Source organism: Yersinia antarctica (assembly GCF_056636475.1).
Window position 1 is genome coordinate 3,594,336 of the sequence record NZ_JBSJQF010000001.1, and the last position, 26,855, is coordinate 3,621,190.

A 26,855-nucleotide genomic window follows, 5' to 3' on the forward strand; every position below is an offset into this window, starting at 1 on the left:
AGTATTTATTCCCACTCAATGGTAGCTGGTGGCTTGCCACTGATATCGTAAACTACACGGGAAATACCATTCACTTCATTGATAATGCGGTTTGAAACGCGGCCCAAGAAGTCGTATGGAAGATGCGCCCAATGTGCGGTCATAAAATCGATGGTTTCTACTGCGCGCAGTGAAACCACCCAATCGTATTTACGCCCATCGCCCATCACACCAACAGAACGCACTGGCAGGAATACGGTAAAGGCTTGGCTCACTTTATTGTACAGATCAGCTTTATGCAGCTCTTCGATAAAGATGGCATCAGCGCGGCGCAGCAAGTCACAATACTCTTTTTTTACTTCGCCCAGAACACGTACACCCAAACCTGGACCTGGGAATGGATGGCGATATAGCATGTCGTACGGCAGACCTAATTCCAGACCAATTTTGCGTACTTCATCTTTAAACAGCTCTTTCAGCGGCTCAACCAGCCCCAGTTTCATCTCTTTCGGCAAACCGCCCACATTGTGGTGAGATTTAATTACGTGTGCTTTACCAGTAGCAGACGCTGCTGATTCAATCACATCAGGGTAGATGGTGCCTTGTGCCAACCACTTCACTTGATCTTGCTTACACGCTTCTTCATCAAACAGTTCGACAAACACGCGACCAATGATTTTACGCTTCGCTTCAGGTTCATCGACACCAGCCAGCGCTGCAAGGAAACGATTTTCGGCGGCAACATGAACAATATTCAGGCCGAATTTATCACCGAACATTTCCAGCACTTGGTCGGCTTCATTCAACCGTAGCAGCCCGTTATCGACAAACACACAAGTCAGGCGGTCACCAATAGCGCGATGCAGCAGCATTGCCGTCACAGAGGAGTCAACACCACCGGACAGGCCAAGAATCACATGGTCTTCACCAATTTGCTCACGCAGACGAACAATGGCGTCTTCGATAATGGTGGCCGGGGTCCATAAGGCTTCGCAGCCGCAGATATCCAACACAAAGCGCTCTAACAGGCGTTGGCCTTGTTTGGTATGTGTGACTTCTGGATGGAACTGCACGCCATAAAAACGCTTCTCTTCGTTGGCCATAATGGCAAACGGGCAGGTATCGGTGCTGGCAACCGTCACAAAATCAGCAGGGATGGCAGTGACTTTGTCACCATGGCTCATCCATACATCCAATATTGCTTCGTTGGCTGGATTGATAGCATCTTTGATATCGCGGATCAGTGCGCTGTCAGTTTTGATTTCCACCTGCGCATAACCGAACTCGCGCTGATTTGAACCTTCAACTTTGCCCCCCAGTTGCATCGCCATAGTCTGCATGCCGTAGCACACACCTAATACCGGGACACCCGCAGTGAACACGTAATCAGGCGCGCGTGGGCTGTCGTGCTCAGTAGTGCTTTCAGGACCGCCAGAAAGAATGATGCCGCTTGGATTAAATTCGCGGATCTGAGCTTCGGTTACGTCCCACGCCCATAGTTCACAATAGACACCGATTTCACGAACGCGTCGCGCCACCAGTTGGGTGTATTGCGAGCCGAAATCAAGAATAAGGATGCGATGCTTATGGATATTTTTTGTCATGTGCGGCGTATTCCACAGAGAAATAATAAAATTAAATAGTTACCATAATTATTTATGAATCATTCCAGTCGGCGAAGCCAAAAAGTTAGTTACCGCCCGCAGCACAGCATACGCAGTTGACACTAAGTCAATGAGCAATGCGAGCCGCGAACGATGACCAAATTCGCCGGTTTAAGCCCCTGGAATTAGCCCATGCGATAGTTAGGGGATTCTTTAGTGATAGTCACATCATGCACATGGCTTTCTTGAATCCCTGCACCACTGATGCGCACAAACTCAGCTTTGGTACGCAATTCATTGATAGTGGCACAACCGGTAAGCCCCATGCAGGAGCGCAAGCCCCCCATTTGCTGATGTACAATCTCTTTCAACAAACCTTTGTATGCGACACGACCTTCAATACCTTCCGGTACCAGTTTATCGGCAGCATTGTCAGTTTGGAAGTAACGGTCAGAAGAGCCTTTGGACATCGCGCCCAGTGAGCCCATACCACGGTAAGATTTGAATGAACGGCCCTGATAGAGTTCGATTTCGCCCGGAGACTCTTCAGTCCCTGCCAGCATAGACCCCACCATGACACAGGAAGCACCCGCGGCAATGGCTTTAGAAATATCGCCAGAGAAACGGATACCGCCATCGGCAATCACCGGAATACCGGTACCTTCCAGTGCTTCGACTGCATCAGCAATCGCCGTGATCTGTGGCACACCTACACCAGTCACAATACGGGTGGTGCAGATTGAACCTGGACCAATCCCTACTTTTACGGCACTCACACCGGCATCAGCCAAGGCTTTTGCACCCGCGCCCGTCGCAACGTTACCGCCAACGATTTGCAGGTTAGGATATTTGGCACGGGTTTCACGGATTCGTTGCAGAACACCTTCAGAGTGACCATGGGATGAGTCAATCAGTAAAACATCAACACCCGCGGTGACCAGCGCGTCGATACGCTCTTCATTGCCAGCACCGGCACCCACAGCAGCCCCAACACGCAGACGGCCATGCTCGTCCTTACAGGCGTTAGGCTTGCGCTCTGCCTTCTGGAAGTCTTTTACAGTAATCATGCCGCGCAGATGGAAGCTATCATCAACAACCAATGCTTTCTCGACACGTTTTTCATGCATTTTTTGCAAGACAATTTCACGAGCTTCGCCTTCCTTGACGGTAACCAGACGCTCTTTCGGTGTCATCACCGCCGTCACGGGTTGGTCTAAGTCAGTCACAAAACGCACATCACGGCCAGTGATAATGCCAACCAGCTCATAATCTTCGGTTACCACCGGGTAACCTGCAAAACCGTTACGGGCAGTCAATTCTTTCACTTGGCGCAGGGTGGTGGTTGGGGTAACAGTCTGCGGCTCGGTAACAACGCCACTTTCGTGTTTTTTCACGCGGCTGACTTCTTCAGCCTGGCGCTCAATGGACATATTTTTGTGAATGAAACCTAAACCGCCCTCTTGTGCCAGCGCAATGGCCAGACGAGCTTCGGTAACGGTATCCATGGCTGCGGACAGCATAGGGATATTTAGGCGGATAGTTGCGGTCAGTTGAGTGCCAAGTTCGGCCGTATTAGGCAAAACTGTGGAGTGGGCTGGAACCAGGAGAACGTCGTCAAATGTCAGAGCTTCTTTCTTGATACGTAGCATGGGCAATATCTCACCAAGGTGGATGTGAAAAGATAAAATATTGCCGTGGCATTATACAGAGCGTAATCGGTTGCCTCCAGCACTTTCTCATAATTTTTCTTGCCAACCGGTCTGAGGTAGGTAATATCGATCAATTAAGTGCTTGTTTTAAAATTTGATCCAGGTCACATGTCACAATCTTCCGCATCAACAATTTTTACTGTTAGCCGTCTTAATCAGACGGTGCGACAACTGCTGGAAATGGAAATGGGCCAGATTTGGCTCACGGCCGAGATATCCAATTTCTCCCAACCGTCATCCGGTCACTGGTATTTCACCCTAAAAGACGCCCAAGCGCAGGTGCGTTGCGCGATGTTTCGCAACACTAACCGCCGTACTACGTTTCGCCCACAAAATGGTCAACAAGTGTTGGTTAGGGCATCGATTACCCTGTACGAGCCGCGTGGCGATTATCAGTTAATTGCGGAAAGCATGCAGCCTGCCGGTGACGGATTGCTGCAACAACAGTTTGATCAACTCAAGCAACAACTGGCGACAGAAGGGCTATTTGATCAGCATCATAAACAACCGTTGCCAAGTCCTGCCAGGCAAGTTGGCGTCATCACCTCTGCCAGTGGTGCGGCGCTGCATGATGTTCTACAGGTTTTGCAACGCCGTGACCCATCATTGCCAGTAATTATTTACCCAACAGCAGTGCAAGGCGTTGATGCTCCATTGCAGATAGTCCGTGCCATTCAGTTAGCTAACCTACGTGCCGAGTGCGATATATTAATCGTCGGGCGCGGCGGCGGGTCGCTGGAAGACCTGTGGAGTTTTAACGACGAACGGGTCGCCCGCGCTATTTTCAATAGCCACATCCCAATAGTCAGTGCAGTCGGCCATGAAACCGACATCACTATTGCTGATTTTGTTGCTGACTTGCGGGCGCCAACACCGTCTGCTGCCGCAGAATTAGTGAGCCGTAACCAGATTGAGCTGGTCAGGCAAATTCAAGGACAGCAGCAGCGGATGGAAATGGCGATGGATTATTATCTGGCACAGCGCGGCCAGCAATTCACCCGCCTTGAACACCGTTTACAGCAACAACACCCACATTTGCGACTGGCACGTCAGCAGACCCTGTTATTAAAGCTGCAACGCCGTCTGGAAGAGAGCGCGCAAAACCAAATCCGCTGGTTAAGCCGGCGCACCGAAAGGCTCCAGCAGCGCCTCGCGCAAGTGCAACCGCAAGGGCAAATTCACCGTTACAGCCAACAAGTACAGCAGCAGGAATACCGTTTGCGCCAGGCATTAGAGCGCCAGCTTAATGGTTACCGGCAGCGTTTTGGTATCACCTGCTCGCAGTTAGAGGCCGTCAGCCCATTAGCAACCTTGGCCCGTGGCTACAGTGTCACGCAGACTCCGGCTGGGGTAGTGCTGAAAACCACTAAGCAGGTGCAGGCTGGTGATAAGCTGACCACCCGATTGCAGGACGGTTGGGTAGAAAGTGAAATCACCCAAATCAATGTGGCGAAGAAGGCTCGTCAACGGAAAGCGGCAAAAGAGTAACGCCGCCTGGCTCAATTGCTGCCAGTCAAATCGTCGGCAAGTAACTAAAGTGAACGCGGCTTTTCGAAATGAGTCCGTGACCGTGCTGGCAGAAATAATCAATCGCGCCACACGCCTTCAGTACCTGCAACGGTTTGACGCAATCAGGGCACTCCGCCTGTTGCTGATAGTTGCCATGGCAATTAGAGCAATGAAAGTGGCCACTTACTTCGGTCATCAGTTTTTGGCAAACCGGGCATAATGCATCCATCGACTTCTCCTTAAAAACTACATCACCCCGAGCGATCGTAGGAAGTAAATCCCCAGCGCGGTGGTAAAGAATGAACCGACCGTGGTGATGGCAATGATATTCGCCGCCAGGGTGGCATTGCCTCCCATGGCGCGGGTCATAACATAACTGCCAGCCGCCGTTGGGGTGGCAGAGAACAGAAATATAATCCCTAATGTCGCCCCACGAAAGCCCATCAACAAGCCACCAACGGTCATCAATATTGGCACCACAAATAATTTAGCTGTTGAAGATAACGCTGCCACATTGGAAGAACGGAACATCGCGTGCCAGTCGAGGCTCGCTCCGGTGCATAACAGAGCCAATGGTAATGCCAAAGCAGAGATATAACTCCCCGTCTGGACAATCACCTGAGGAAGAGGTAATTGCGTTTGTGCGTAGAGTAAACCGCACAGTAGCCCAATTATCAGCGGATTAGTCACAATACTGCGTAACAGTGCCAATTTACTGATTTTGCCGCCCTGCCCAGCTTGCAGACTGCGAGTCAGGGTGATCACCGACAGCATATTAAATAAAATCACTGTCACCGTCAGATACATCGAGCCGAGTGCCACCCCTTCGGCACCATATGCCGTCATGGCAAAAGCCAACCCCACGATAGCGGTATTGGCTCTGAACCCTCCCTGCACGAATACACCACGCTCTTTTGGGTCTTTTACCAACCACTTGGCGGCGACTTCCAACAGCAAGAAGGTCACCAACGTACCAATAGCGCCATAAACAACCAAGGGTAGGTTATCCAATAAGCTGACATGATTGGTCGCGACACTAAAAAACAGCAGACAAGGGAGGGCGAGATTGAAGACCAGCTTGGTGGCACCATCGCAGAAACGATCATCCATCAAGCCAAAGCGCCGTAACAGCACACCGAGTAACATCATCAGCAAGTTAGGCATCGTAACACTAAATGCAAAACTCCAGGTTTCCCAAGACATGACTGACTTTCAACTCCCTTTGTTTACGGTTAAGCGGCCAAAGCTGCGTTTTACTGACGGCGGTCGTTAAATGTGCAAAAAGCGCGGAATGCCCGCGCTTTGCTGTTACTACTTACCTTTTTTCAGGTGCGACATCAAACGTTTACGTTTACGCATCTGATTTGGTGTTAATGGATTGCGCTTACCCGCGAATGGGTTTTCGCCCTCTTTAAACTGGATGCGAATTGGCGTCCCCATTACTTTCAATGAACGACGGAAGTAATTCATTAGGTAGCGTTTATACGAATCCGACAGGTCAGTAACCTGGTTGCCGTGGATTACGACAATCGGCGGGTTGTAACCCCCAGCATGGGCATACTTCAATTTGACGCGACGGCCACGCACCAAAGGAGGCTGATGGTCTTCTTCGGCCATCTGCATAATGCGGGTCAGTAAGGAAGTGCCCACACGTTTGGTTGAGCAGTCATAGGCTTCTTGAATAGATTCAAACAGATTACCCACGCCACTGCCATGTAAGGCTGAGATAAAGTGAATCCGCGCAAAATCGACAAAGCCAAGACGCAGATCCAGCATATCTTTAACCTGCGCACGCGCTTCTTCTGTCATGCCATCCCATTTGTTCACCGCAATAACAAGTGAGCGCCCACTATTGAGAATAAAGCCCAACAGCGACAGGTCCTGATCCGAAATACCATCACGAGCATCAATAACCAACAGTACAACATTGGAATCTTCGATTGCCTGCAAGGTTTTAATTACTGAGAATTTTTCCACCGTTTCGGTGATTTTGCCGCGTTTACGCACACCCGCAGTATCAATCAGGATATATTCACGCTCATCGCGGGTCATAGGAATATAAATGCTGTCACGCGTGGTGCCCGGCATATCATAAACCACCACCCGATCTTCACCGAGAATGCGGTTGGTTAGTGTGGACTTACCTACATTAGGACGCCCGACAATTGCCAGTTTGATTGGCAGAGTCCGTGGGTCAAAATCATCTTCTGCGTCATCTTCAGGAACAGCGTCGTCCTCAGCTTCCTGTGCGGCCCAATAAGCCGCATTCGCTTCTTCATCGGTCAATTCAACTTCAGACTCTACGGCATCCATATAAGGTGCCATAACATCTTCAATCAACTGAGTCACACCACGACCATGGGACGCCGCGATAGCATGAACTTCACCTAAGCCCAATGAATAGAAATCTGCTGTAGCAGTATCTGGATCAATACCATCAGTTTTGTTGGCAACCAGGAAAGTCGCTTTTTCACGACTGCGCAGATGCTGGGCAATCCCCTGATCCGCAGGCATCAAGCCTGCGCGGGCATCAACCATAAACAGGACAATATCGGCCTCTTCAATCGCCAATAACGATTGACCTGCCATCTTGGTTTCTACGCCATCTTCTGTGCCATCAATACCTCCGGTATCGATAACAATAAACTCATGCCCCTCGACCTCGGCACGACCATATTTACGGTCACGCGTTAGCCCGGGAAAGTCCGCAACTAACGCATCACGGGTGTGCGTTAAACGGTTAAATAGAGTGGATTTACCCACATTCGGGCGCCCGACCAGCGCGATGACAGGTATCATTGTTGAAGCCTCATTACTTAATTTTCAAATCATTACAGCGCTGTACCAAACCTGCAACAGCGCAGTTTTTAGAAGACAAACGGCCCCTGAATCTCAGGAGCCGCTTAAAACCCTGCGTTTTGAACGTTGCTGCGATATTAGCGGCATTCACTAACCCGAATAACTGACGGTATCAGTTCATTAGGGTTCATTCGTTTGCTGCCTTGCTGCAACACCAATAACTTTGGGTATTGACCTATTATTGGCCTGTTAAACAGGCACTAAATCAGGATTAACGGGTGAACGCGTATACCGTGCCGCCTCTCGCCTGAACCAGCAACTTATCGCTGGCAACCACTGGCGCACTCAGGAAGCCGGAGCTGTCTACGCTCTGCTGAGCTACAAAACGGCCATCATCGGTATTCACCCAGTGCAGATAACCTTCGGCATCACCTACAACCAGATACCCATTATACATCACAGGAGCTGTCAAGTTACGATGTAATAAATCGCTTTGACTCCAAAGGGTTATACCGCCATCTGTTTTCAGCGCAACAATTCGGTCATTTTGATCGACCAGATAAATGCGACCCGCGTCGACAATGATGTCATTCACTGATCCCATTTCACGCTTCCACAGGATCTGGCCGGAACGCAGATCTAATGCAGTCAAGTTACCATTGTATGCCAAAGCATAAACCACACCATCGACAACCACAGGCGTGGTATCAACGTCGTTCAGGCGGTCAATTTCAGTGGTACCTGTCACTTGGGAAATACGCTGTTGCCAGATCAACTGGCCCTGTTCCATCATTACCGCACTGACGCGGCCATTGTCACCACCGACAATCGCTGCACCGAATGCGACTGCTGGTGCAGATTCACCGCGCAGAGACAGCGCTGGTGTATCGAGGTTTAATGTCCACTTAATCGCACCGTCTGATTCATTCAGTGCTTGCAGCATGCCATTTGATGTATGGATCAGTACCACCCCATCGCTGACAACCGGACGAGATAATGCTTCACCCGCCACCACGGTCTGCCATGCAACCTGACCATCATCGGAATTAAGCGCATAAACTACCGCTTTCTCGCTGCCGACATACACATGGGCACCTGATGCAGTGACGCCACCAGATAACATTGCAGAACGGTTGCTGGAAAGGAAGTTGGTTTTTTCAGACAAATCGGTTTGCCAGATTTGCTTACCGCTGTCGGCGTCCATGGCTTTCACCAAGCCTTTACGGTCGGCGGCAAAGACAGTCGTCCCCTGCCAGGCTGGGCGCAAATGGGAGTAATAATCACCGACACCACCACCTACTGAGGTACTCCACACTTTAGTTGGTGTGAATTGATTCTCAATTTTTGGCAGTGGTGACATGGTAACCACATCTTCTTCACTGTTAAACAGTGAACAACCGCTCAATAGGGCAACAGATACCAGTCCTACTAAGAGTGTTTTACGCAATTGCATGGGAATACCCCTTAGCTGGACAAATTATTCAATTTCATGCGCAGCAAAGCTTGCAGCGCCTGAGAAGCATTTGATTCGACGCCTTTGCTGTAAGCAGCTCGCGCACCTGCGGTATCACCTTTACTCAATAGCGCATCGCCACGGACATCCTGAGCCATCGCAGTCCAACCATCACCCTGCACCGCATCCAGCGTTTTCAATGCGTCGTCTGGTTTCTTCAATTGCAATTGCAGACGTGCAAGACGCAAATTAATCAGTGACAACAGATTTTCATCTTTGGTCTGACCCAGCGCCTGAGTGAGTTGTTGCGCCGCTTTATCAAACTCATTTAGCTCAACAAAGTGATGAGCCAGCTCTAACCCGGCCAGTACGCCGTAGTTATTGCTATTGCCCTGAACAAATTTTTCAGCAAGAGCAACACCATCAGCACTGTTAGCTGACAAAGCATCACTGGCTTGCTGATAGGCAGAGGAGGCTTCCGTCAAGACAGTGTTCTGATGACTCTGCCAGTAACGCCAACCCACTAATGCACCAATCCCGAGCACCACACCCACGGCCAGCGCTTTACCATTCTCACTAAAGAAACGGCGCACTGCATCAACCTGGTCATTTTCAGTGGTATAGACTTCCACGGTGTCTCTCTCCTTAACCCAACATCAAAGCCAGACGCGCAGCAACATCCGCTTGCGCCAGCGTTTCTTGTTCACCATTTCGCAAATCTTTTACGACCACTTGCTGTGCTGCTACTTCGCTTTCGCCAAGCATTAATGCAACACGGGCACCCCACTTATCAGCGCGGGTAAATTGCTTTTTGACATTACCACCGCCGTAATTGGTCATTAATTTCAGCGTTGGCATGGCATCACGCAGGTTCTCAGCAAGTAGCATTGCAGCACTTTGCGTATCCTGACCAGACGAAATGACATAAACATCTACTGTCGCTGGTACCTGGAAGTCAGCATTTACGGCCTGCACTAACAGAACCAAACGCTCAAGGCCCATGGCAAAACCAACCGCAGGCGTTGCACGCCCACCGAGTTGTTCAACCAAACCGTCGTAACGCCCACCGGCACACACAGTGCCCTGGGCGCCCAAGCTATTGGTGACCCACTCAAATACCGTACGGTTATAATAATCTAAACCACGAACTAAACGCTCATTGACGGTATATGGGATGCTGGCCTGGTCTAAAAGTTCACACAGACCTGCAAAATGTTGTTTTGACTCTTCATCCAGATATTCAGATAGCTTAGGCGCATCATTTAGCAGCAATTGAACATCGGGATTTTTGGAGTCCAGCACTCTCAGCGGATTACTGTACATCCGGCGCTTACAATCTTCGTCCAGTACCTCAACGTGTTGCTCGAGGAAAGTCACCAGCGCTTCACGGTAATCAGCACGCGCATCCAATGATCCAATGGAGTTCAGTTCAAGTTGCACATGCTCTGAGATACCTAAAGCACGCCACCACCGGGCAGTCAGCAAAATTAATTCGGCATCAATATCCGGCCCTTGCAGACCGAAAACTTCCGCACCCAACTGATGGAATTGACGATAGCGGCCTTTCTGTGGGCGCTCATAGCGGAACATCGGACCGATGTACCACAGACGCTGTTCCTGATTGTACAGCAGACCATGTTCAATACCTGCACGTACACACCCTGCGGTTCCCTCAGGACGCAGTGTCAGACTTTCGCCATTGCGATCATCAAAGGTATACATCTCTTTTTCAACCACGTCGGTGACTTCACCGATCGCGCGCTTGAATAACGGGGTCTGCTCTACAATCGGCATGCGAATTTCGCTATAACCGTAGCCTGCAAGTACTTGCTTCAAGATACTTTCAATGCGCTGCCATACTGCCGTATCGGCTGGCAGGTAGTCGTTCATACCACGGATGGCTTGAATGTTCTTTGCCACGTCTGTTCTCTGTAGTTTTATACCCTATTTACTTGAAGCAGCAGCGCCGTTCGCAGCCACTCTAATTACTTTGGGCATGGTGCAAAAAATAAAGCCGATTATAGAGGCTTGCCACCCATATATTCAATGATGACAACTTGTTACCCCTACAGGCGCAATGTAAAGCGGGCTAAAACCCGCTTTTGTGCTGACCGACAACCCATGACCAACGATGTTTATTCATCATCCAATTGATTGATAACAATCCGATTATTAGCATCAAGCATTGATGCTTTAGCCCGAATTTTGGCTTCCAACTGGTCAATCATATTTTTGTTATCAAAGCGTTCTTTTTGACGAACACCATCTTCGTAGAAACCGCTTTTGTTATGAGCACCGGTCACACCGATAGTCGACACTAAAGCCTCACCCGGGCCATTGACCACACAACCGATGATAGAGACATCCATAGGTGTAATCAGATCTTCTAACCGCTGTTCTAAAGCATTCACAGTACCGATAACGTCAAACTCTTGGCGCGAGCATGTTGGGCAAGCGATAAAGTTAATCCCACGGGCACGGATACGCAAAGATTTAAGAATATCGAAACCGACTTTGACTTCTTCAACCGGATCAGCCGCCAGCGAGATACGCAACGTATCGCCAATACCTTCAGACAGCAACAAACCTAATCCAATGGCAGATTTAACTGAACCACTGCGCGCACCACCCGCTTCGGTAATACCCAAATGCAAAGGTTGGTCGATTTTTTTGGCTAACAAACGATAGGAGTTTACCGCCAGGAAAACATCTGAGGCTTTAACACTGACTTTAAACTGATCAAAATTGAGGCGGTCAAGAATGTCGACATGCCGCATCGCGGATTCAAGCAGGGCTTCCGGCGTAGGTTCACCGTATTTCTCCTGAATATCTTTCTCCAGCGATCCACCATTGATACCGATACGGATAGGGATGTTGTAGTGGCGAGCGCTAGCAACCACGTCTCGGATACGGGCTTCGTTGCCAATATTACCGGGGTTAATACGCAAGCAATCAACACCGTACTCAGCCACTTTCAGGGCGATACGGTAGTCAAAATGAATATCGGCAACCAGCGGCACAATGACGTCTTTATGCTGCTTGATTAATTTAAACGCCTCAGCCGCTTCCATGGTGGGTACTGAGACTCGCACGATATCCACACCAACACGTTGCAATGCTACGATTTGGGCAACAGTCGCAGCAACATCCGTGGTTTTAGTATTGGTCATCGATTGCACTGCAATCGGCGCACCATCACCAATTGGCACTTTACCGACGTAAATCCGGGTAGATTTACGTCGGATAATTGGGGGTTCGTTATGCATTACACACTCTCCTTTACAGTCGTGTAGTTTATACAACAAAGCAGTTTTTCAAAACTACAGTGGCGGTTTAGCTGAACCACAACATAGTTTGTCAAAACCACAATATTACTCTACACCGACAGTCAGGCGGGCTACGCGATTAGCCTTAATAAACTTACTCAAATCAACCGGATTACCCTGATATGTGATTGTCAGCGCACCAGGTGCACCGATAGTCAGTTTATAAGGGGATTTCCCCGATAGGTTGAGGGTCGCGCCTCCTTTTTGGATACCGCTAAACAATGTTTTTCCACTCGCATCAACAACCTGTAACCAGCAATCAGCTTTGAAGTTCATTACCAATGAACCCACAGATGATGCCGCACCATTTACCCCAGCGTCTGCTGTAGGTAGTGGTGATTGCGCGGTAGAAGCATCAGGCACAACTGCCTGACTCGGGGAAACGACCACAGACTCCGCCGGAGTCGCTCCCTGATTAGTTGCTGTCTCGACACGGTTATTTACCGTATCCACAGGTGCTGTACTGTTTGTTACCGGTGCAGTACCACTTGCCGTAGGTGTAGAGGCAGGCTGACTATTCGCAATCGGAGCCTGGGTATCGGTCGGCGCGTTAGGATCGCTATTCTCATCAGACAGCGGCACAGATTGCCCGCCATTTTGCAACAGCTGGGCAGAGGATTGATCAGCCATAGTGGCTATCTCTGCTTGCTGCGCCTGATGATTTTGCCACCACCATGCTCCTGTCAACCCCAGCACAACCAACACAATAAGCCAGGTGAAACTCATCAACCAGCCATCACGTTTTTTATGCTTTTTCCCCAATGAAAAACTTTGCATTGGGGCCACTTTTGTTGCCCTGATTGGTGCTTGTTTTTCCAACATGGGTAACAGTTCATCTTCAGGGAGGTGAACCAATTTGGCGTAAGAACGAATGTAACCACGGTGGAATGTTGAGGCGAGATTAGCTTGCGCTTTATCCTCCTCAAGATCACGGATTGTGGATACCTTCAGACACAGACGTTCTGCAACCGTCTGCTGAGTTAGCCCTAGAGCTTCGCGGGCTTGACGCAGGCGCACACCTGTCGTCTCTGGAACTGTTTGATCTTGGGAGGCTTCAGTATTCATTAGCTAGAAAATGCTGGTACTGTTTGGATTGTGGAAAACTTCGCGCAAGCTGCTTGCCATAGCGTTGAACACTATCTTGACGGCCTGCTAGCGCGGCGAAACGAATTTGTAACCATAAACTTTCAGCACTGGCCGGAAGTGTATGTTGGTAAACATCCAGTAATAGTTGCGCCTGAGCGCGATTCCCTTCTCCAAAATGCCTTTGAGCTTCTGCAAGCAGCGGCTCACCTTTATCAGGATCATACTTCAATGCCCGACTCAACAGTATCCGAGCCTGGTCATTTTGATTGGCCCGTAAAAAGCAATATCCAGCGTTTTCCAGACTATCTGCCACCTGACCGTAATCGGGCAGCAGCGCTGCTGCGCTAAACTGTTGTTGGGCCGGTACATACTGCCCTAAACCACACAGAAACGCACCGTAATTATTCAGTACCGTGCCATTTCCAGGTGCCAGTTTCATCGCTTGCTGATAACGCTGCTCTGCGGCACTGTTTTCACCGATACGTTGTTCGTAAAACGCCATACCCAATTGAGCGCGATAATCCTGTGGATCAGCCTCTACAGCCTTCTCAAGATTCTGCCGCGCGGCATTAAGATCACCCTGCGCCAAATACTCTAAACCCAGTTGTAAACGCGTCTGCCCGGCGGCGGGTTGGCTAACCTTTTCCGGCGATGAACCGGAACAACCAGCCAATACGGTCGCAATCAGGCAAACTCTCCACAGTCTTGTCAGCTTCATGCTTTCTCAATTGTCCTTATATGTGAAGATACCCGTCATACCTCAAGCGTCATGCACGTTCGCAATACTCACGACTTGAATTATTTAGGGTATAGCTTTTTCAGTATTTAGCATCTAACAAATTATAAGTTAAATAACAATTAGTTATATAGAACAAATCAATACTTTCAATCAGACTGTCTTAATAGCGATAGGTTCACCGGCCATTTTCTTTTTCAAGGTACGCTTGGTGCGGTCAATCACCTCACCCGCTAACTGCCCACATGCAGCATCTATATCGTCACCACGCGTTTTACGAACAATGGTGGTAAAACCATATTCCATCAATACCTTAGAAAAACGATCCACCCGGCTGTTTGAACTACGGCCATAAGGTGCGCCAGGGAACGGGTTCCATGGGATCAAGTTAATCTTACATGGTGTGTCTTTCAGACATTCCGCCAGTTGATGAGCTTGTTCCACGCTGTCATTGATGTGATCCAGCATAACGTATTCGACGGTAACCCGCCCGCCATTGGCTTTGGATTTATCCAAATAACGCCGTACCGCAGCCAGGAAGGTTTCAATATTGTATTTACGATTGATTGGCACGATTTCATCGCGGATATCATCGGTCGGCGCGTGCAATGAGATAGCCAACGCCACATCAATCATATCACCCAGCTTGTCCAACGCCGGAACCACGCCGGAAGTAGACAAGGTCACACGGCGTTTAGATAAGCCGAAACCAAAGTCATCCATCATGATATCCATGGCCGGCACCACGTTATTCAGATTGAGCAAAGGTTCACCCATCCCCATCATCACCACATTGGTGATTGGGCGGATACCGGTGGCTTTTACTGCGCCGATAATTTTGGCCGCACGCCATACCTGACCGATGATTTCCGATACCCGCAGGTTACGGTTAAAGCCCTGTTGTGCCGTGGAGCAGAATTTACACTCCAGTGCGCAGCCTACCTGAGATGACACACACAGCGTTGCGCGGTCGCCTTCTGGGATATAGACGGTTTCAACTTGCTGATCACCCACTTTGATGGCCCATTTAATGGTGCCATCCGTTGATCGCTGCTCTTCAGTCACTTCCGGTGCACGGATTTCTGCTACCCGCTGCAATTTGGCGCGTAGCACTTTATTAATGTCGGTCATTTGCTCGAAATCATCAAAGCAATAGTGATATATCCACTTCATGACCTGATCTGCACGGAAAGGCTTCTCGCCCATTTCAGCAAAGAATTGGCGCATTTGCTGGCGATTTAAGTCGAGCAAATTAATTTTGCCAGTGACGGGCGCGGCAATGGCGGGCGCGTTGTCTGGCGTAGGGACAGCATCAATTGGTGCTGATGAAGTTAATAATTGTTCAGACATGAGTTGTCGTGGCCTCGTTGTTACACTTTACGGCGCTGCGTGTTAAACCGGATAGGCTTTCGAAACGGCGATAAATAAATAATAGAACGCCCCGGGAGAGATGTCTCCACCGGGGCGCGGCATTGTACGAATTTTAGAGCATGGATTCCATGATTGGAAAGGCGTCCGGGCAACTTTATTGTTTCAGTTGATTAAATCCTGGCCATTTCTACACAGAATCAACTCATTAGCGACGAGAAATAATCTCATCCGCAGCGAAGAAATAGGCAATTTCACGCTGAGCTGATTCAACCGCATCAGAACCGTGTACTGCGTTAGCGGTAAAACTGTCGGCAAAGTCAGCACGCAGAGTGCCTGCTAGTGCGTTAGCTGGATTAGTTGCCCCCATGATATCACGGTGGCGCTGAACGGCATTCTCACCTTCCAGAACTTGTATCATAATTGGGCCAGAGGTCATAAATTCAACCAAACCATCGAAGAACGGGCGGCCTTTATGTTCTGCGTAAAAACCTTCTGCTTGTTCTTTGGTCAGGCGCAGCATTTTTGCAGCAATGATTTCGAAACCAGCACTTTCAAAACGCGCATAAATAGCACCAATGTCGTTATTGATAACAGCATTGGGTTTGATGATGGAGAAAGTACGTTCTAAAGCCATGATAACCTCTATTGAATTTCTAATATTGACCGGACGTGGAACCCGCCCCGCTAACTACCCTAAATAAGGATATAAACTTGGCTGGCGAACGGTTCCTTTACTACAAAATTATGCCGACCCCTGTACAGTGGCCGCCGATTATAAGTGCGCGATTAACGCTTGCATACGGGAATCACAACATTTCATTAAAAAATATTTATCTTAATTACTCATTTTTGCGTACAACTCACACTTTGTATAAAAAACCGTTTGCCATACTCGCAGTGCTTTGCAGGTAAAACGTTATTAATATCAAAGTTCATTGATAAATTGAAAGCCCACCTTCTTTTTCACAATGGCTGAAGGTTGGCTGATCACATCCGATACCAGTGCGCGTTTCCCTTTTTTGGCTAAATAGTCGGCTAATGCTCTGATAGCCGCTGTACCTGCGCCTCTGATAACGCCTTCAGCCGTTGGATATAGCACATAAGCTGGATGAGTCAGCGAGCCGGCGACACCAACATCAAACTCATTAATATCAACGGCCAGCGTGATGCTAATAACCTCTCCTGATAGACGAACGATCACATAGATATAATCATCACGGGGTGTTATTAGCCAACTCAGCACCACGTCACTCACCAAATTCGAGGCAGAAATAACCACATCCATCCCCTCATACGGATTGAGATTGCCAATATTTTCAATATTCGTTGCGCTTTTTAAGGTCTGCGCGGCCTCACTGTAGCGCCGTTGCCATTCTTCGATATCCGCGAGGACATGTTGCCTGGCAGCCAGCGTGCCTTCGGTTGCGCCGCTAATGATTTCAATATCAAAGTGCATTTCAGGCTGTTCTAGCCATTGATTGTGTTGCCGTCTTCTGGGGATGGTTTCGACAAACTCGAAATTTTGCAGTGCCAACTCATAGCGCCCTTGAGGTAGTAGCTGTGCTACTTGTGGTGTTTCGACATTAAAATCCAGATTATTGTGATGTAAATAAACAGCATAGCTAAGTTGTGAAAAATCAAATGCTGTCTTTAACAGGGCGATATTATCAATATTCTCCGCGATATAGGTTCGGACACTTTCAATAAACCGCGCATCGGTCGCTGTATCTAATGCCGCATAGCCGGTATCACCTGAGCTGATAATCCGCGCAATAACCCGACCAAAATTTTCAGCGTTCCAACTATCAAGACTGTCACCAAAGAGCAGTGTAAAATCAGTCAAAATATTCAATGTCCAATCAATGCAGGGGGGAATAAGCTGGCGGCGAAAGCGTAAATGAGGGAGCACTTCATCTTTCATTGAAACTTTACAGGCCCGTGCACTGGCCGGTACTGTCAATGATTTACCGTTCATATCAGAATTAATTTGAGTCAATATACCGACCGGCTCAGTTGACAACTCCGTCAAAAAAACATCAGCAGACAACGCTTCATTCGTCATTAATTTAGGGAAGGGCTTCGAAGAACCGGATACTTGTAATATCTTATTGTTATCGCCATTGAAAAAATCATAAGCATTAGTGACAAACCGGTCTACCTGATTACACCGCCCTTGGATAACATAATTATAAATATTAAGCAGGGGAACTAACCAACAAGCGGTTTTTCCAACCAGACTTCGCACTGCCCTACTTTTATTTTTTTCAGCCGTCAACACTATTTTATTTATAATTAATGGTTGAGTTTCATTTGCGTTATTAATAAAAAACTTAACACTCGTTTTATCCGCATCAAACAAATAGGTGATCAGTGGATAGTAATAGACTACCTGTTCACCAATAGACTCCATAAATTGAACTTCGAAATAGCCACCATTAAATGTCGATAACATTGACAATGTATCGCTTTCATTGCTCAATTTGAATATAGAACTATTATTTCTGCTTTCATGAATAAAAAAAACCTCACGATCTCTTATTTTAAATATACCACCGCCGATTATTTCTATAGAATAATCACCTTGATCATTCAAATCAAAACTGACCAACGCTTGTTTTGGACCTATTCGTTCATAACCCCAATATCGACCAAAGGTGTATTGTATCGGGATAATAACTCTATCTTTTACAGCACAATATTGATCGCAAATAAAATATTCTTGCTGAGAAACATGAATACTGCTAATTCCATTATCCATGCCTATTTTTTTTAAGTCAAAAGTTAAGTAATCATCAGTCAGAGTAAAATAATCACCACTATAGTTATCATTTTTATAAACTGTCACTTGGGTATTTTGTGGTAGTTTTATCGAACTAATTTTATCATTAAGTGGGTTTAAAATATGTGATTGCTTCCTACGGCGATCAGTATTATTAAACAGATCAACGTACTCGTTACCAGAGAGGCAAATTGATTCACCTAAAAAGTCATCTTGCTCATAAAAACAGGCAGCGCTTCGAACTCTAAAGGAACTAATCTCATTATTTAAATCAGCCCAACTGCGAGAGGAAAATAAATCAACATCATCTCTAAATGTCAATAATTTTCCTGAGAAATCATTATTTTCATAAACCGTGACAATCATACCTGAGGGAACAAAAATAGATGATATTTTGTCATTCCATTCATCCTTAAGATCACTTACTTCTTGCCCCTGCCCCGCGCAAATTGATTTCCCCGTATAGTTATTATTAGCAAAGAAACACACTTTTCCCTGTTGAGCAGAAACGTTTTCAGTTAATATTAGCGTGAAAAATATCATTAAGTAATTATGGTTCATCTAATAATCCCCAGCAATAAGTAGCAGTGCTAAAAACCATGATGTAATTACTTTATCTGGCTAATAAAAGCATTGATATCATTTTATTTATCACAGGGATGTTATTTTAATGATAAATACAAAAATTAATTAACCATTGTTATTAATTAGTTTTATCAGTATGACTATTCCATACGGAACATTATATTACCCACCTGGCCACTTTCATCCAATACATTAAGCTGATAGCCGCCCGGCACAGATAAGCTTTGTACCCATGACTGATTATTCTCGGTTACCGCCACCTGCTCCCCATTGAGGAACCACCAATGTTGACCTCTCCCGCCTTGCGCCACCAGGCGCAGATCAAGGCTATTATGACCAGGTAAGCGCTTAACTACAGCACCATCACGTATACCTAAAATCAGCAATGGTGCAGCACTGCCTTCCCCTTGCGGTGGACATTGCTGGCTTGCTGCGGGTAACCGTTGATTACGCCGTTCAGCCAGTGGCAACCATGGCTCCAGTGGCAGTGGCCACAAGGCCACTTGCGTTGGCTTGGCTCCTAAGCAATCCGCGGCAACCCGCTCGCCTTGCTGATTTAGCCAGATACTGAGTTGACTACCCTGCATATTTTCCTGGCCGGGTGCGGTCAGTGTGGGCGGTACCGTGCCATCGAGCACCCAGCTTTGACGCCGCTGTCGACAGTTGCTATCACCAACCGCTAGCGGTTGCCCACCCGGCCAACAAATCTCTTCCCGACTGACTGACGATGGCCTTGGATCTGACGGTAACCTGCGAATGCTTTGCTGTAACCCTGCCATCAACAGGTTATTGACCTGATTAAGTATCGGTATCGCAGTAGCATAACCAAACTGCCCGGCAACCGGAGTGCCATCTGGACGCCCCACCCACACGCCTATTGTATAACGCGCATTGATGCCAATAGCCCAAGCATCACGATAGCCGTAGCTGGTACCGGTTTTCCATGCCAGTGGCACGGTAGCTGGCAAAATGTCATCCGGTAATGGTCTGGCTTCACCGGCCATAATGCGCCGGGTAATCCATGCCGCTCCCGGTGAGAATAGTCGCCGTTCTTGTATTTGTTGCTGCGGTTCAAAACGCAATGTTGCTGCCATTCCGCCACGGGCGAAAGCGCTATACGCGGCAACCAATTGATCCAACCGTGAACCGGTTCCGCCTAAAATGACCGCCAGACTGGGTTCACTGTGAGAGGGGAAACGTAAGTTCAGACCACCATTGCGTAAATTGGCGGTAAAACGTTTTGGGCCGTAGGCTTCCAGTAATTGAACCGCCGGTAAATTCAGCGAACGCACCAGAGCTTCACTAGCACTGACCGGCCCATGGAATCCGGTATCAAAATTGCCAGGCCGGTAATCACCAAAGCGACGTGGCACGTCCTGAAGCAGAGATTCAGCATGGATCAGGCCGTCATCCAGTGCCATGGCATACAGGAAAGGTTTGAGTGTCGACCCCGGTGAGCGCCATGCACTGACCATATCCACATGACCAAAGCGGCTGTTGTCCTGAAAATCCACCGACCCAAGATAAGCACGCACCTTCATCGTGGTATGGTCAACCACCAGCAAGCCTAGTGAGGTTTTCTCAGGTAATTGATGACGCCAACTCGCCGCCATATCTTCCAATTGGCGCTGTAATCCGGTATCAAGTGTGGTGTGGATCACTTCGCGCTGATTACCACTGGTTAAACGGCGAGCCAGTAAAGGAGCCAATTGTGGCATCTGACGCGGTGCCAGCCAGACCTCTTCTTGTTTAATATCAGCCACATCCTTTGCTGTCCAAACCTGATAATCCGCCAGTCGGGTTAACACTTTGTCTCGAGCAGCCTTTGCCCGTAGAGGATAGCGATCGGGACGTAGCCGACTAGGGGCTTGCGGTAATGCTGCCAGCAATGCGGCTTCTGCCGCGGTTAATTGAGAGGGCGGCTTAGCTAAATAGGTCCAACTGGCAGCGCCAATCCCTTGTAGGGTGCCACCAAATGGAGCGCGATTAAGGTAGATTTCGAGAATTTGAACTTTGGAAAAATGCCATTCCAACTGAAAAGTACGCCAGACTTGACGCAATTTGCCAGCTAACGTGCGCGGATGTGGGTCGATCAAGCGGGCAACCTGCATAGATAGCGTGCTGCCACCTGAAAGTATCTTACCAGCGCGCAGATCCTGCCAGGCGGCACGCGCTAGCGCCAATGGGTTTACCCCGGGATGAGAGTAAAACCAGCGGTCTTCAAAAGTGAGCAGTGCTTGTAGATAATACGGCGAAACCTGACTCAACGTCACCGGATAACGCCATACGCCGTCAGCATCGGCAAAACGCCATAACGGTGTACCATCTTCACCAACCACTACCCGCGCGACCTGGACCTCGGCCAGAGGCAATGGCCAAAGTCTATCTGCCAGCCAAAGAGTGGCCGGAAACAACACCAAGATAAGCACCAACGCCCAGCCCATACGCCGATAGCGGGAATAGATATTTTTGCGCATGAATCGTATTACTTCCCCCGACAACTGTTTCGTCGCTCAGGGGAAGTGAGTATTCACTTAACGATTTCAAGCTGCGCTGGAGTACTCCCTAGCGCACGCCAATCGGGTACATACATCGATTCTACTTGTGGCGCAGGTACCTGGTAGAGGCCTGGCGTGACCGCCCGCGCCAGATAGAGCAACGTGGTGTGACGGTAACCATCGACATTGACGGCAGCGACATAACGGTCATCACGAAACTCCTGATGTTTGATATCCGATTGCTGCATATCCTGTAATAGCTCAGTCACGCTGCTGGCACTCTCTCCCAAACTGGCGCTGCTATCGCCCAGATTCTGGTTTTCCAGTTCCAGACCAGCAGGCAGCAAATCAACCACCAGCGCATCCGGTACCCGCCTATCGGCCCAAACATCCAGATGCACCAAGACTAACTCACCACTTTTCAGTTGTGATAACTGCAACGGATTGCCATCTAGCCCAATGTAACTCCGGGTGATATGCAAATTATTACTGAATGGTGCCGGGGTTTGCTGCGGATATCCCACCACTGCAACGCGGCTATACAATGGTGTATCACCCCGATTTTGCAGTTGCATCCCCGCAGCCAGTTGTGATGCCGACCAGTTTTGGTTTAACGCGGTACTTTGGGTCAGCGTCACGCTATCCGCAATTGGCTCAGCTTGTGGCGCGATAGCAACCTGCCACGGCGTTTCAGCGCCATTCATCAAGGTGCGCCCCGCAAGGAATATAGCATTGCTCTCCTGCGTTGATAGGTAGTTGCGGCTGGTCAAGGCATCAGACAGGGCCAACAGACGACTATCACGTGCTTGCGGCAGTAGATTGTTGTCGGTTAACAGTGCCAGAATAAGGGCATCATCGCGTATCGGGCTACCGTAATCCTCCAGCCAGTAATCCTTATCACTGCGTATGGTATTTAGCCCCTGAGTGATGGCTTCTTTGGCACGAGGCATGTCGCCCATCAATTTCAATGCCACACCCAACTGCACCAGTGGTAAGCCAGAACGCGCTTCACTGTTACGGCTATATAACTGCCGTAATGCGCCGAGCGAAGCCTGCTGCTGCTGCGCCAATACCAGCCCCGCATAGGCTTGCACCGCAAAGCGGGTATGCTTGGTTTGCTCGCTGTAGCGAATTTCAACCTGATTAGGATCCTGTAAATAACGCTGTAATCGGGTATTCGCCGCCGTCAGTGCCGCCGCAGGCACGCTGTAGCCTTGTTGGCTGGCACGGTAGAGGAAGTCAGTGGCATAGGCGGTTAGCCAGAACTCTTCCGGGCTGTCGTTGCTCCACAAACCAAAGCCGCCGTTGTAGCGCTGCATACTGAGCAAATGCTCAATCCCGACATCAATCGTCTGTCGCCGTTTTTCATCGCTATCGGCCTTAATACCCAGCGCAGTCAACTGTGCATGGTTGCTGTACAGTGAGGGATACAGTCCACTGACTGTCTGCTCCAGACAGCCATAAGGATAGGCGTATAACTCGCTGATATAACGAGCCAAGTTGAGAGGTGGGCGGCTGGTTATCAGCAGTTGACCTTGCAATGTTTCAGCACTCAATCCCGCCGTAGCCTGCTCAGGCAGGCTCCAGCTTTCACCACTGCGCAGCACATTAGCGAAATGGCGCGTTTGGGCCGGATAGGCTGGCCGCACGCCAATTTTCCAATGATGCTGGTAATCTGGCAGTTCTTCATTTGGCAGTACCATGCCACTGATCGTCAGACCAAGATCACCCTGCCCAAACCCGTTCAGCGCCCGAACCGGGATCAGTACCGTTTTACGCTCACCGTTCGCCAGCGTAACGGACTGAGTTTGCGCGCCATTTAGCGCCAGTAAATCACTGGCGGCCAATTTCAGCGCTAAGGTTTGTGCCTGACCAGATAAATTACTTAAGTCCAGAGCCAGTTGGGTACTGTCGCCACCGGCCAGAAAACGTGGCGCTGCCAGTTGAGCAATCAATGGTGCTGCCACCACCACTTTCGACTCTGCTTTGCCAAAATCTTCATCACTCCAGGCTTGGGCCATTAAACGTAACTCACCGTTAAAATCTGGAATCGCCAGCTCAACGGTGCCTTCACCCTGCGCGTTTAATGTCACCGGTTGGGCTTGCTGCGCTACAATAGTCACTTCGGTAATGGGTTTCTTGCCCCCACGGGACAGCGCATCTTCCTCATCACCATCACCACCAAAACGTAAGCTGGCTAAACGCCCTTGCCCTTCTATCAATTGCCCATAGACATCATAGCGATCGGCGCTGTAGCGCTTACGGCCAAAAAAGGCATCGTAAGGATCTGGCGTGGCGTAATCCGTAATATTCAAGATCCCGCTGTCAACGGCTGACAGTAAAACTTGCACTTTTTCCGGTAACGGCGCGCCACTGCGGCTGGCCTTCACTTTTACCGTTAAAGTTTGATTGGGCCGGATACGCTCGGGGGCATCCAATTGCAATGCCAACTTGCGGGTTTCATCCACCAACGGCAGATGCAATAAACCAATCGCTCGTTTTGGCGTCGCCTGTTGTGATTTATCACCGGGGCGAATCACTGTGGCACTGAGATACAGGTCATGCCGATTCCACTCTTTGTTAATCGGCACTTCGACCTCTGCACCACCCGCAGGAATAGTCACTTCCTGCCACCACAGCGGGCCGTCGCTGGATTCCACCAGCAGATAGCCATTACCCGCCGCTGGCGCTTCAATATTTAACTTCACTTTTTCGCCTGGGCGGTAAGCGGGTTTATCCAATGTTAATTTGACCTGATCAGGACGCACCGCACCACTGCCAGCGGTATTATCCTGCCAACTGTAACCGGCCCAGAAACGAGAACTGCTGATCAATTCATTATCTGGGTTACTCACCTCAATGCGGTATGCGCCCCACTCCACCGGGAAACTGACTTTAGCGCTCCCGTTGGCGGCGATATTCACGCTTTGCTCTGCCAGAGTCAGATCTTTTTTATCAAATAACGACTGCCAGCCATCACTTTCTGACCACTGCCAGTAGTAATCACGCCGCTCACGTACCAACTTCACTTTGATGCCATTGGCGGCCAGCTTTTCGCCGTTGGCATTTGCATAGATAATTTCAAAATCAGCCTGCGTATCCTGATCCACCATCGCCTGTGATTTATAGCTGTCACTGCGGTAATCATAAACCTGCTGTTTATTGAACAGCGGGCGAATCCCCACCAACGCCTCAGCAGGCCACACTGCTTGCTCCGCACGGCGAGTGACTGGCCGGCCACCCGACTCCAACAAGCTGGCCTGTAATATCAATTTCAGCGGCGATTGGGCATGCTGCCAACTGTTATCCACCGCAATATCTGTCTGCCCCTCGTTATCTAAGGTGGTATCAAACTCATCTAAGGTGCGGGAGAGGTTCTCTTCGATAATCGAACCAAATTCAAAACCGGGCAGTGTGGCAACAGCTTCACGCAGTGGGCGCAGGAATAATTGGCCTTGCAGACGGTTGCCCGAGGCCGGGGCACCGTATAAGTAACGGCCAGTGACGGCAAAGCTGGCCTCACTGTCAGTGGCGATCGGTTCTTTACTGGTGGCAATATCGAGCGCCATACGCTCTGGCAGAAAATCCTCTACCTTGAATTTGTACAACCGTGGTTGGTTATCACCCACATTCAGGCGCAGTGACCACTCGCCAGTTGGGCCACCTTCAGGTATGGCATATTGGTATTGATACAGGCCATCCTGTGGTTGCCAGGTAAAGCTGCGCACCACTTGATTATCCGGTTTGAGGATATCGACTTTAACTGGTTGGGTTGTTAGGGGTTTACCGTCAGCATCGCGCAGTAACCCATTAACAATTAAGGTTTCACCTGGCCGATACAGGTCACGGGGGCCAAAGACAAAGAACTGCTTCTGGAAACCCTCTGGACCGGCAATATCAAACTCGGCCAGATCTAAAGCGGGCGCATTAAGGTCGATCAGACTGGTCTGCCCATTTTGCGCGGCGAGTAGCAGTTTGGCGTTAGCGTTTTTTTCCAACTGCGCATGGCCCTTGCCGTCGGTTTCGGCCTGAGCCAACACCTGGCCTTTATCATCTAACAGTTGCAGTGACACGCCTTTCAACGCCGCACCACCGGCTAATGCCTGAGTGAACACATCCATCTGGTTATGGTAGCTATGTAGCGAAACACCGATATCACTCAGGGTAAATAGGGTTGCAGCATTGGTATAGCTGTAGTGACCGGCTTGCTGCATGACAGCCAGATAGACGCCAGATTCTTGTAACGGCTTGATATCGGCTAAGGGCAGCAACAGCTTTTCACGGGTATTAACCGCAGGATTGAGATCAAAACGGCCGGTATAGACTAAATCAGCCATTTTCAGCAGTTCGTCCGATTCCCAGTTAGAGAGCGCACTGCGGTTCTGCCAGTTAGCGAGGAAATTAGCCAGGCTGCTTTGTTTAATGCGAAAGAAGTTAACATCGACGTTATCAACATTGAGCGCCATCACCGGCAAGCCCTGCGCCAGTTTGCCCGGCAGCAAAGAGCCTTTGCTGGCAAAGCCGACACTCGGTTTAATATCACGCGTGGTGATTTGTTGCTGTTGTTGTGCACCCAGTTGCGCGCCACCTACCCCTTGCAGCGTGCTGTCGACAGTCAACAGCAATTTACGCTCCGGTTTGAGATGGCGTAAACGCAGCTCCATTAGATTATCGGATAGCTCCCAGGCACCGTCGATGTTGCCACTGACAGTATCAACCAAATGCACCTGCGCGGCGAAGTCCTGATTTGGATTCAGTGGTTGCGAGAAGGTCAGTACCATGGCACTGGCCCCGTCAAGTTGCAGCTCAGAGGCATCCAGCAAGGTGAGCGGCTGACCAGCATGGCGTTTTGCCAGCTCCGCCAGTACCACCGTATCTGTGGGTTTACTCGCCGGTGTTTTTGCCGCCGAGGTACTGGCTTGAGCCGCAGGCGGTGTGACCACGCCCTTATTATTGCTGTCATCACAAGCGGCTAATAACAACGCCGCAGCGAGCAATATAGCCGCCCGCCCCCCCTTAATTCCTGACATTAACCGACGCAAACCATTGTGATTCATATCTTGCTCCCTGGCTGATAGCAAGATTATAGCATTGGTATGAAAGGGAATATAGGGAGGGAAGAGTCAAGTGATTATCTTCATAAAAAAATGCGCATTGGCTCGCATTTATATCGCCCTTTCTAAACAACGTACACCAAAAACCTATTTAATATTTTTTTAATAAAAATTAAATTATTCAATCCGCCAATGAAAGACAAGGCAGAACATAAAATAAAAACCAATAAAATCAACATAAAAACAAGGAAGTCCTCACAATAAAATAAAATTAAAAATCAAATTAATATAAACCACCCGAATTAATATTTTAATAAATAGGAATGGGTAGCTTACTTCTTTATATTTAATCCAACATTTTGTCGTT

At 49.0% G+C, this 26,855-nt stretch carries 17 protein-coding genes; 1 reads left to right on the forward strand and 16 read right to left on the reverse strand.

Translation table 11 applies throughout. The features are described from left to right. Positions 1-5 precede the first annotated feature (5 nt). Positions 6-1,583, reverse strand: a complete 1,578-nt coding sequence (gene guaA / locus ACWJJO_RS16675) for a glutamine-hydrolyzing GMP synthase (protein ID WP_083163218.1) — start codon at positions 1,581-1,583, stop codon at positions 6-8. Positions 1,584-1,768: 185 nt separating this feature from the next. Then, positions 1,769-3,232, reverse strand: a complete 1,464-nt coding sequence (gene guaB, locus ACWJJO_RS16680; protein ID WP_083163216.1) for an IMP dehydrogenase — start codon at positions 3,230-3,232, stop codon at positions 1,769-1,771. Between the two features lie 168 nt (positions 3,233-3,400). Here guaB and xseA point away from each other — a divergent pair, with 168 nt between their 5' ends. Further along, complete coding sequence (gene xseA / locus ACWJJO_RS16685; protein WP_481091272.1) at positions 3,401-4,780, forward strand: exodeoxyribonuclease VII large subunit; 1,380 nt, start codon at positions 3,401-3,403, stop codon at positions 4,778-4,780. Positions 4,781-4,805: 25 nt separating this feature from the next. On the opposite strand, the gene ACWJJO_RS16690 is transcribed toward xseA, so the two are convergent. The 14 genes from ACWJJO_RS16690 to ACWJJO_RS16755 form a co-directional block, all read right to left on the reverse strand. Continuing rightward, on the reverse strand, positions 4,806-5,030 hold the full coding sequence (locus tag ACWJJO_RS16690) for a zinc ribbon domain-containing protein (RefSeq protein ID WP_083163211.1): 225 nt from the start codon (positions 5,028-5,030) through the stop codon (positions 4,806-4,808). Positions 5,031-5,047: 17 nt separating this feature from the next. Beyond that, a complete protein-coding gene (locus tag ACWJJO_RS16695) occupies positions 5,048-6,004 on the reverse strand; it encodes an AEC family transporter (protein ID WP_083163209.1) in 957 nt (318 codons plus the stop codon). A 108-nt stretch (positions 6,005-6,112) separates the two neighbouring features. Next, complete coding sequence (gene der / locus ACWJJO_RS16700; RefSeq protein ID WP_083163207.1) at positions 6,113-7,600, reverse strand: ribosome biogenesis GTPase Der; 1,488 nt, start codon at positions 7,598-7,600, stop codon at positions 6,113-6,115. Between the two features lie 271 nt (positions 7,601-7,871). After that, entirely contained in the window at positions 7,872-9,053 is a 1,182-nt protein-coding gene (bamB, locus tag ACWJJO_RS16705) for an outer membrane protein assembly factor BamB (RefSeq protein WP_083163205.1), read from the reverse strand. Between the two features lie 11 nt (positions 9,054-9,064). Beyond that, a complete protein-coding gene (locus tag ACWJJO_RS16710; RefSeq protein WP_083163203.1) occupies positions 9,065-9,685 on the reverse strand; it encodes a YfgM family protein in 621 nt (206 codons plus the stop codon). Positions 9,686-9,698: 13 nt separating this feature from the next. Beyond that, positions 9,699-10,973 (reverse strand): histidine--tRNA ligase, encoded by a 1,275-nt coding sequence (gene hisS / locus ACWJJO_RS16715; RefSeq protein ID WP_083163201.1) that lies wholly within the window; start codon positions 10,971-10,973, stop codon positions 9,699-9,701. A 215-nt stretch (positions 10,974-11,188) separates the two neighbouring features. Continuing rightward, entirely contained in the window at positions 11,189-12,319 is a 1,131-nt protein-coding gene (gene ispG, locus ACWJJO_RS16720; protein WP_083163199.1) for a flavodoxin-dependent (E)-4-hydroxy-3-methylbut-2-enyl-diphosphate synthase, read from the reverse strand. A gap of 105 nt (positions 12,320-12,424) precedes the next feature. Further along, the gene (gene rodZ, locus ACWJJO_RS16725; protein WP_083163197.1) at positions 12,425-13,444 is read right to left on the reverse strand and encodes a cytoskeleton protein RodZ; all 1,020 of its coding nucleotides are present in this window, start codon (positions 13,442-13,444) and stop codon (positions 12,425-12,427) included. Continuing rightward, positions 13,434-14,183: a type IV pilus biogenesis/stability protein PilW gene (gene pilW, locus ACWJJO_RS16730; protein ID WP_372559663.1), complete on the reverse strand. Its 750-nt coding sequence runs from the start codon at positions 14,181-14,183 to the stop codon at positions 13,434-13,436. The genes rodZ and pilW overlap by 11 nt, the downstream gene beginning before the upstream one ends. 171 nt (positions 14,184-14,354) lie before the next feature. Beyond that, the gene (gene rlmN, locus ACWJJO_RS16735) at positions 14,355-15,551 is read right to left on the reverse strand and encodes a dual-specificity RNA methyltransferase RlmN (protein ID WP_083163193.1); all 1,197 of its coding nucleotides are present in this window, start codon (positions 15,549-15,551) and stop codon (positions 14,355-14,357) included. Positions 15,552-15,777: 226 nt separating this feature from the next. Further along, positions 15,778-16,206: a nucleoside-diphosphate kinase gene (gene ndk, locus ACWJJO_RS16740; RefSeq protein WP_481091273.1), complete on the reverse strand. Its 429-nt coding sequence runs from the start codon at positions 16,204-16,206 to the stop codon at positions 15,778-15,780. 291 nt (positions 16,207-16,497) lie between these two features. Then, complete coding sequence (locus tag ACWJJO_RS16745; protein ID WP_481091274.1) at positions 16,498-18,912, reverse strand: peptidase inhibitor family I36 protein; 2,415 nt, start codon at positions 18,910-18,912, stop codon at positions 16,498-16,500. 164 nt (positions 18,913-19,076) lie between these two features. Then, positions 19,077-21,413 (reverse strand): peptidoglycan glycosyltransferase PbpC, encoded by a 2,337-nt coding sequence (gene pbpC / locus ACWJJO_RS16750; RefSeq protein ID WP_083163187.1) that lies wholly within the window; start codon positions 21,411-21,413, stop codon positions 19,077-19,079. Positions 21,414-21,466: 53 nt separating this feature from the next. Next, complete coding sequence (locus tag ACWJJO_RS16755; RefSeq protein ID WP_481091275.1) at positions 21,467-26,491, reverse strand: alpha-2-macroglobulin family protein; 5,025 nt, start codon at positions 26,489-26,491, stop codon at positions 21,467-21,469. Positions 26,492-26,855: the final 364 nt, after the last annotated feature.

Excerpts from the sequence above, each read along its gene's own strand:
- guaA (WP_083163218.1), bottom strand. The coding sequence starts at position 1,583 with ATGACAAAAAATATCCATAAGCATCGCATCCTTATTCTTGATTTCGGC.
- guaB (WP_083163216.1), bottom strand. The coding sequence starts at position 3,232 with ATGCTACGTATCAAGAAAGAAGCTCTGACATTTGACGACGTTCTCCTG.
- xseA (WP_481091272.1), top strand. The coding sequence starts at position 3,401 with ATGTCACAATCTTCCGCATCAACAATTTTTACTGTTAGCCGTCTTAAT.
- ACWJJO_RS16690 (WP_083163211.1), bottom strand. The coding sequence starts at position 5,030 with ATGGATGCATTATGCCCGGTTTGCCAAAAACTGATGACCGAAGTAAGT.
- ACWJJO_RS16695 (WP_083163209.1), bottom strand. The coding sequence starts at position 6,004 with ATGTCTTGGGAAACCTGGAGTTTTGCATTTAGTGTTACGATGCCTAAC.
- der (WP_083163207.1), bottom strand. The coding sequence starts at position 7,600 with ATGATACCTGTCATCGCGCTGGTCGGGCGCCCGAATGTGGGTAAATCC.
- bamB (WP_083163205.1), bottom strand. The coding sequence starts at position 9,053 with ATGCAATTGCGTAAAACACTCTTAGTAGGACTGGTATCTGTTGCCCTA.
- ispG (WP_083163199.1), bottom strand. The coding sequence starts at position 12,319 with ATGCATAACGAACCCCCAATTATCCGACGTAAATCTACCCGGATTTAC.
- rodZ (WP_083163197.1), bottom strand. The coding sequence starts at position 13,444 with ATGAATACTGAAGCCTCCCAAGATCAAACAGTTCCAGAGACGACAGGT.
- pilW (WP_372559663.1), bottom strand. The coding sequence starts at position 14,183 with ATGAAGCTGACAAGACTGTGGAGAGTTTGCCTGATTGCGACCGTATTG.
- rlmN (WP_083163193.1), bottom strand. The coding sequence starts at position 15,551 with ATGTCTGAACAATTATTAACTTCATCAGCACCAATTGATGCTGTCCCT.
- ndk (WP_481091273.1), bottom strand. The coding sequence starts at position 16,206 with ATGGCTTTAGAACGTACTTTCTCCATCATCAAACCCAATGCTGTTATC.
- ACWJJO_RS16745 (WP_481091274.1), bottom strand. The coding sequence starts at position 18,912 with ATGAACCATAATTACTTAATGATATTTTTCACGCTAATATTAACTGAA.
- pbpC (WP_083163187.1), bottom strand. The coding sequence starts at position 21,413 with ATGCGCAAAAATATCTATTCCCGCTATCGGCGTATGGGCTGGGCGTTG.
- ACWJJO_RS16755 (WP_481091275.1), bottom strand. The coding sequence starts at position 26,491 with ATGAATCACAATGGTTTGCGTCGGTTAATGTCAGGAATTAAGGGGGGG.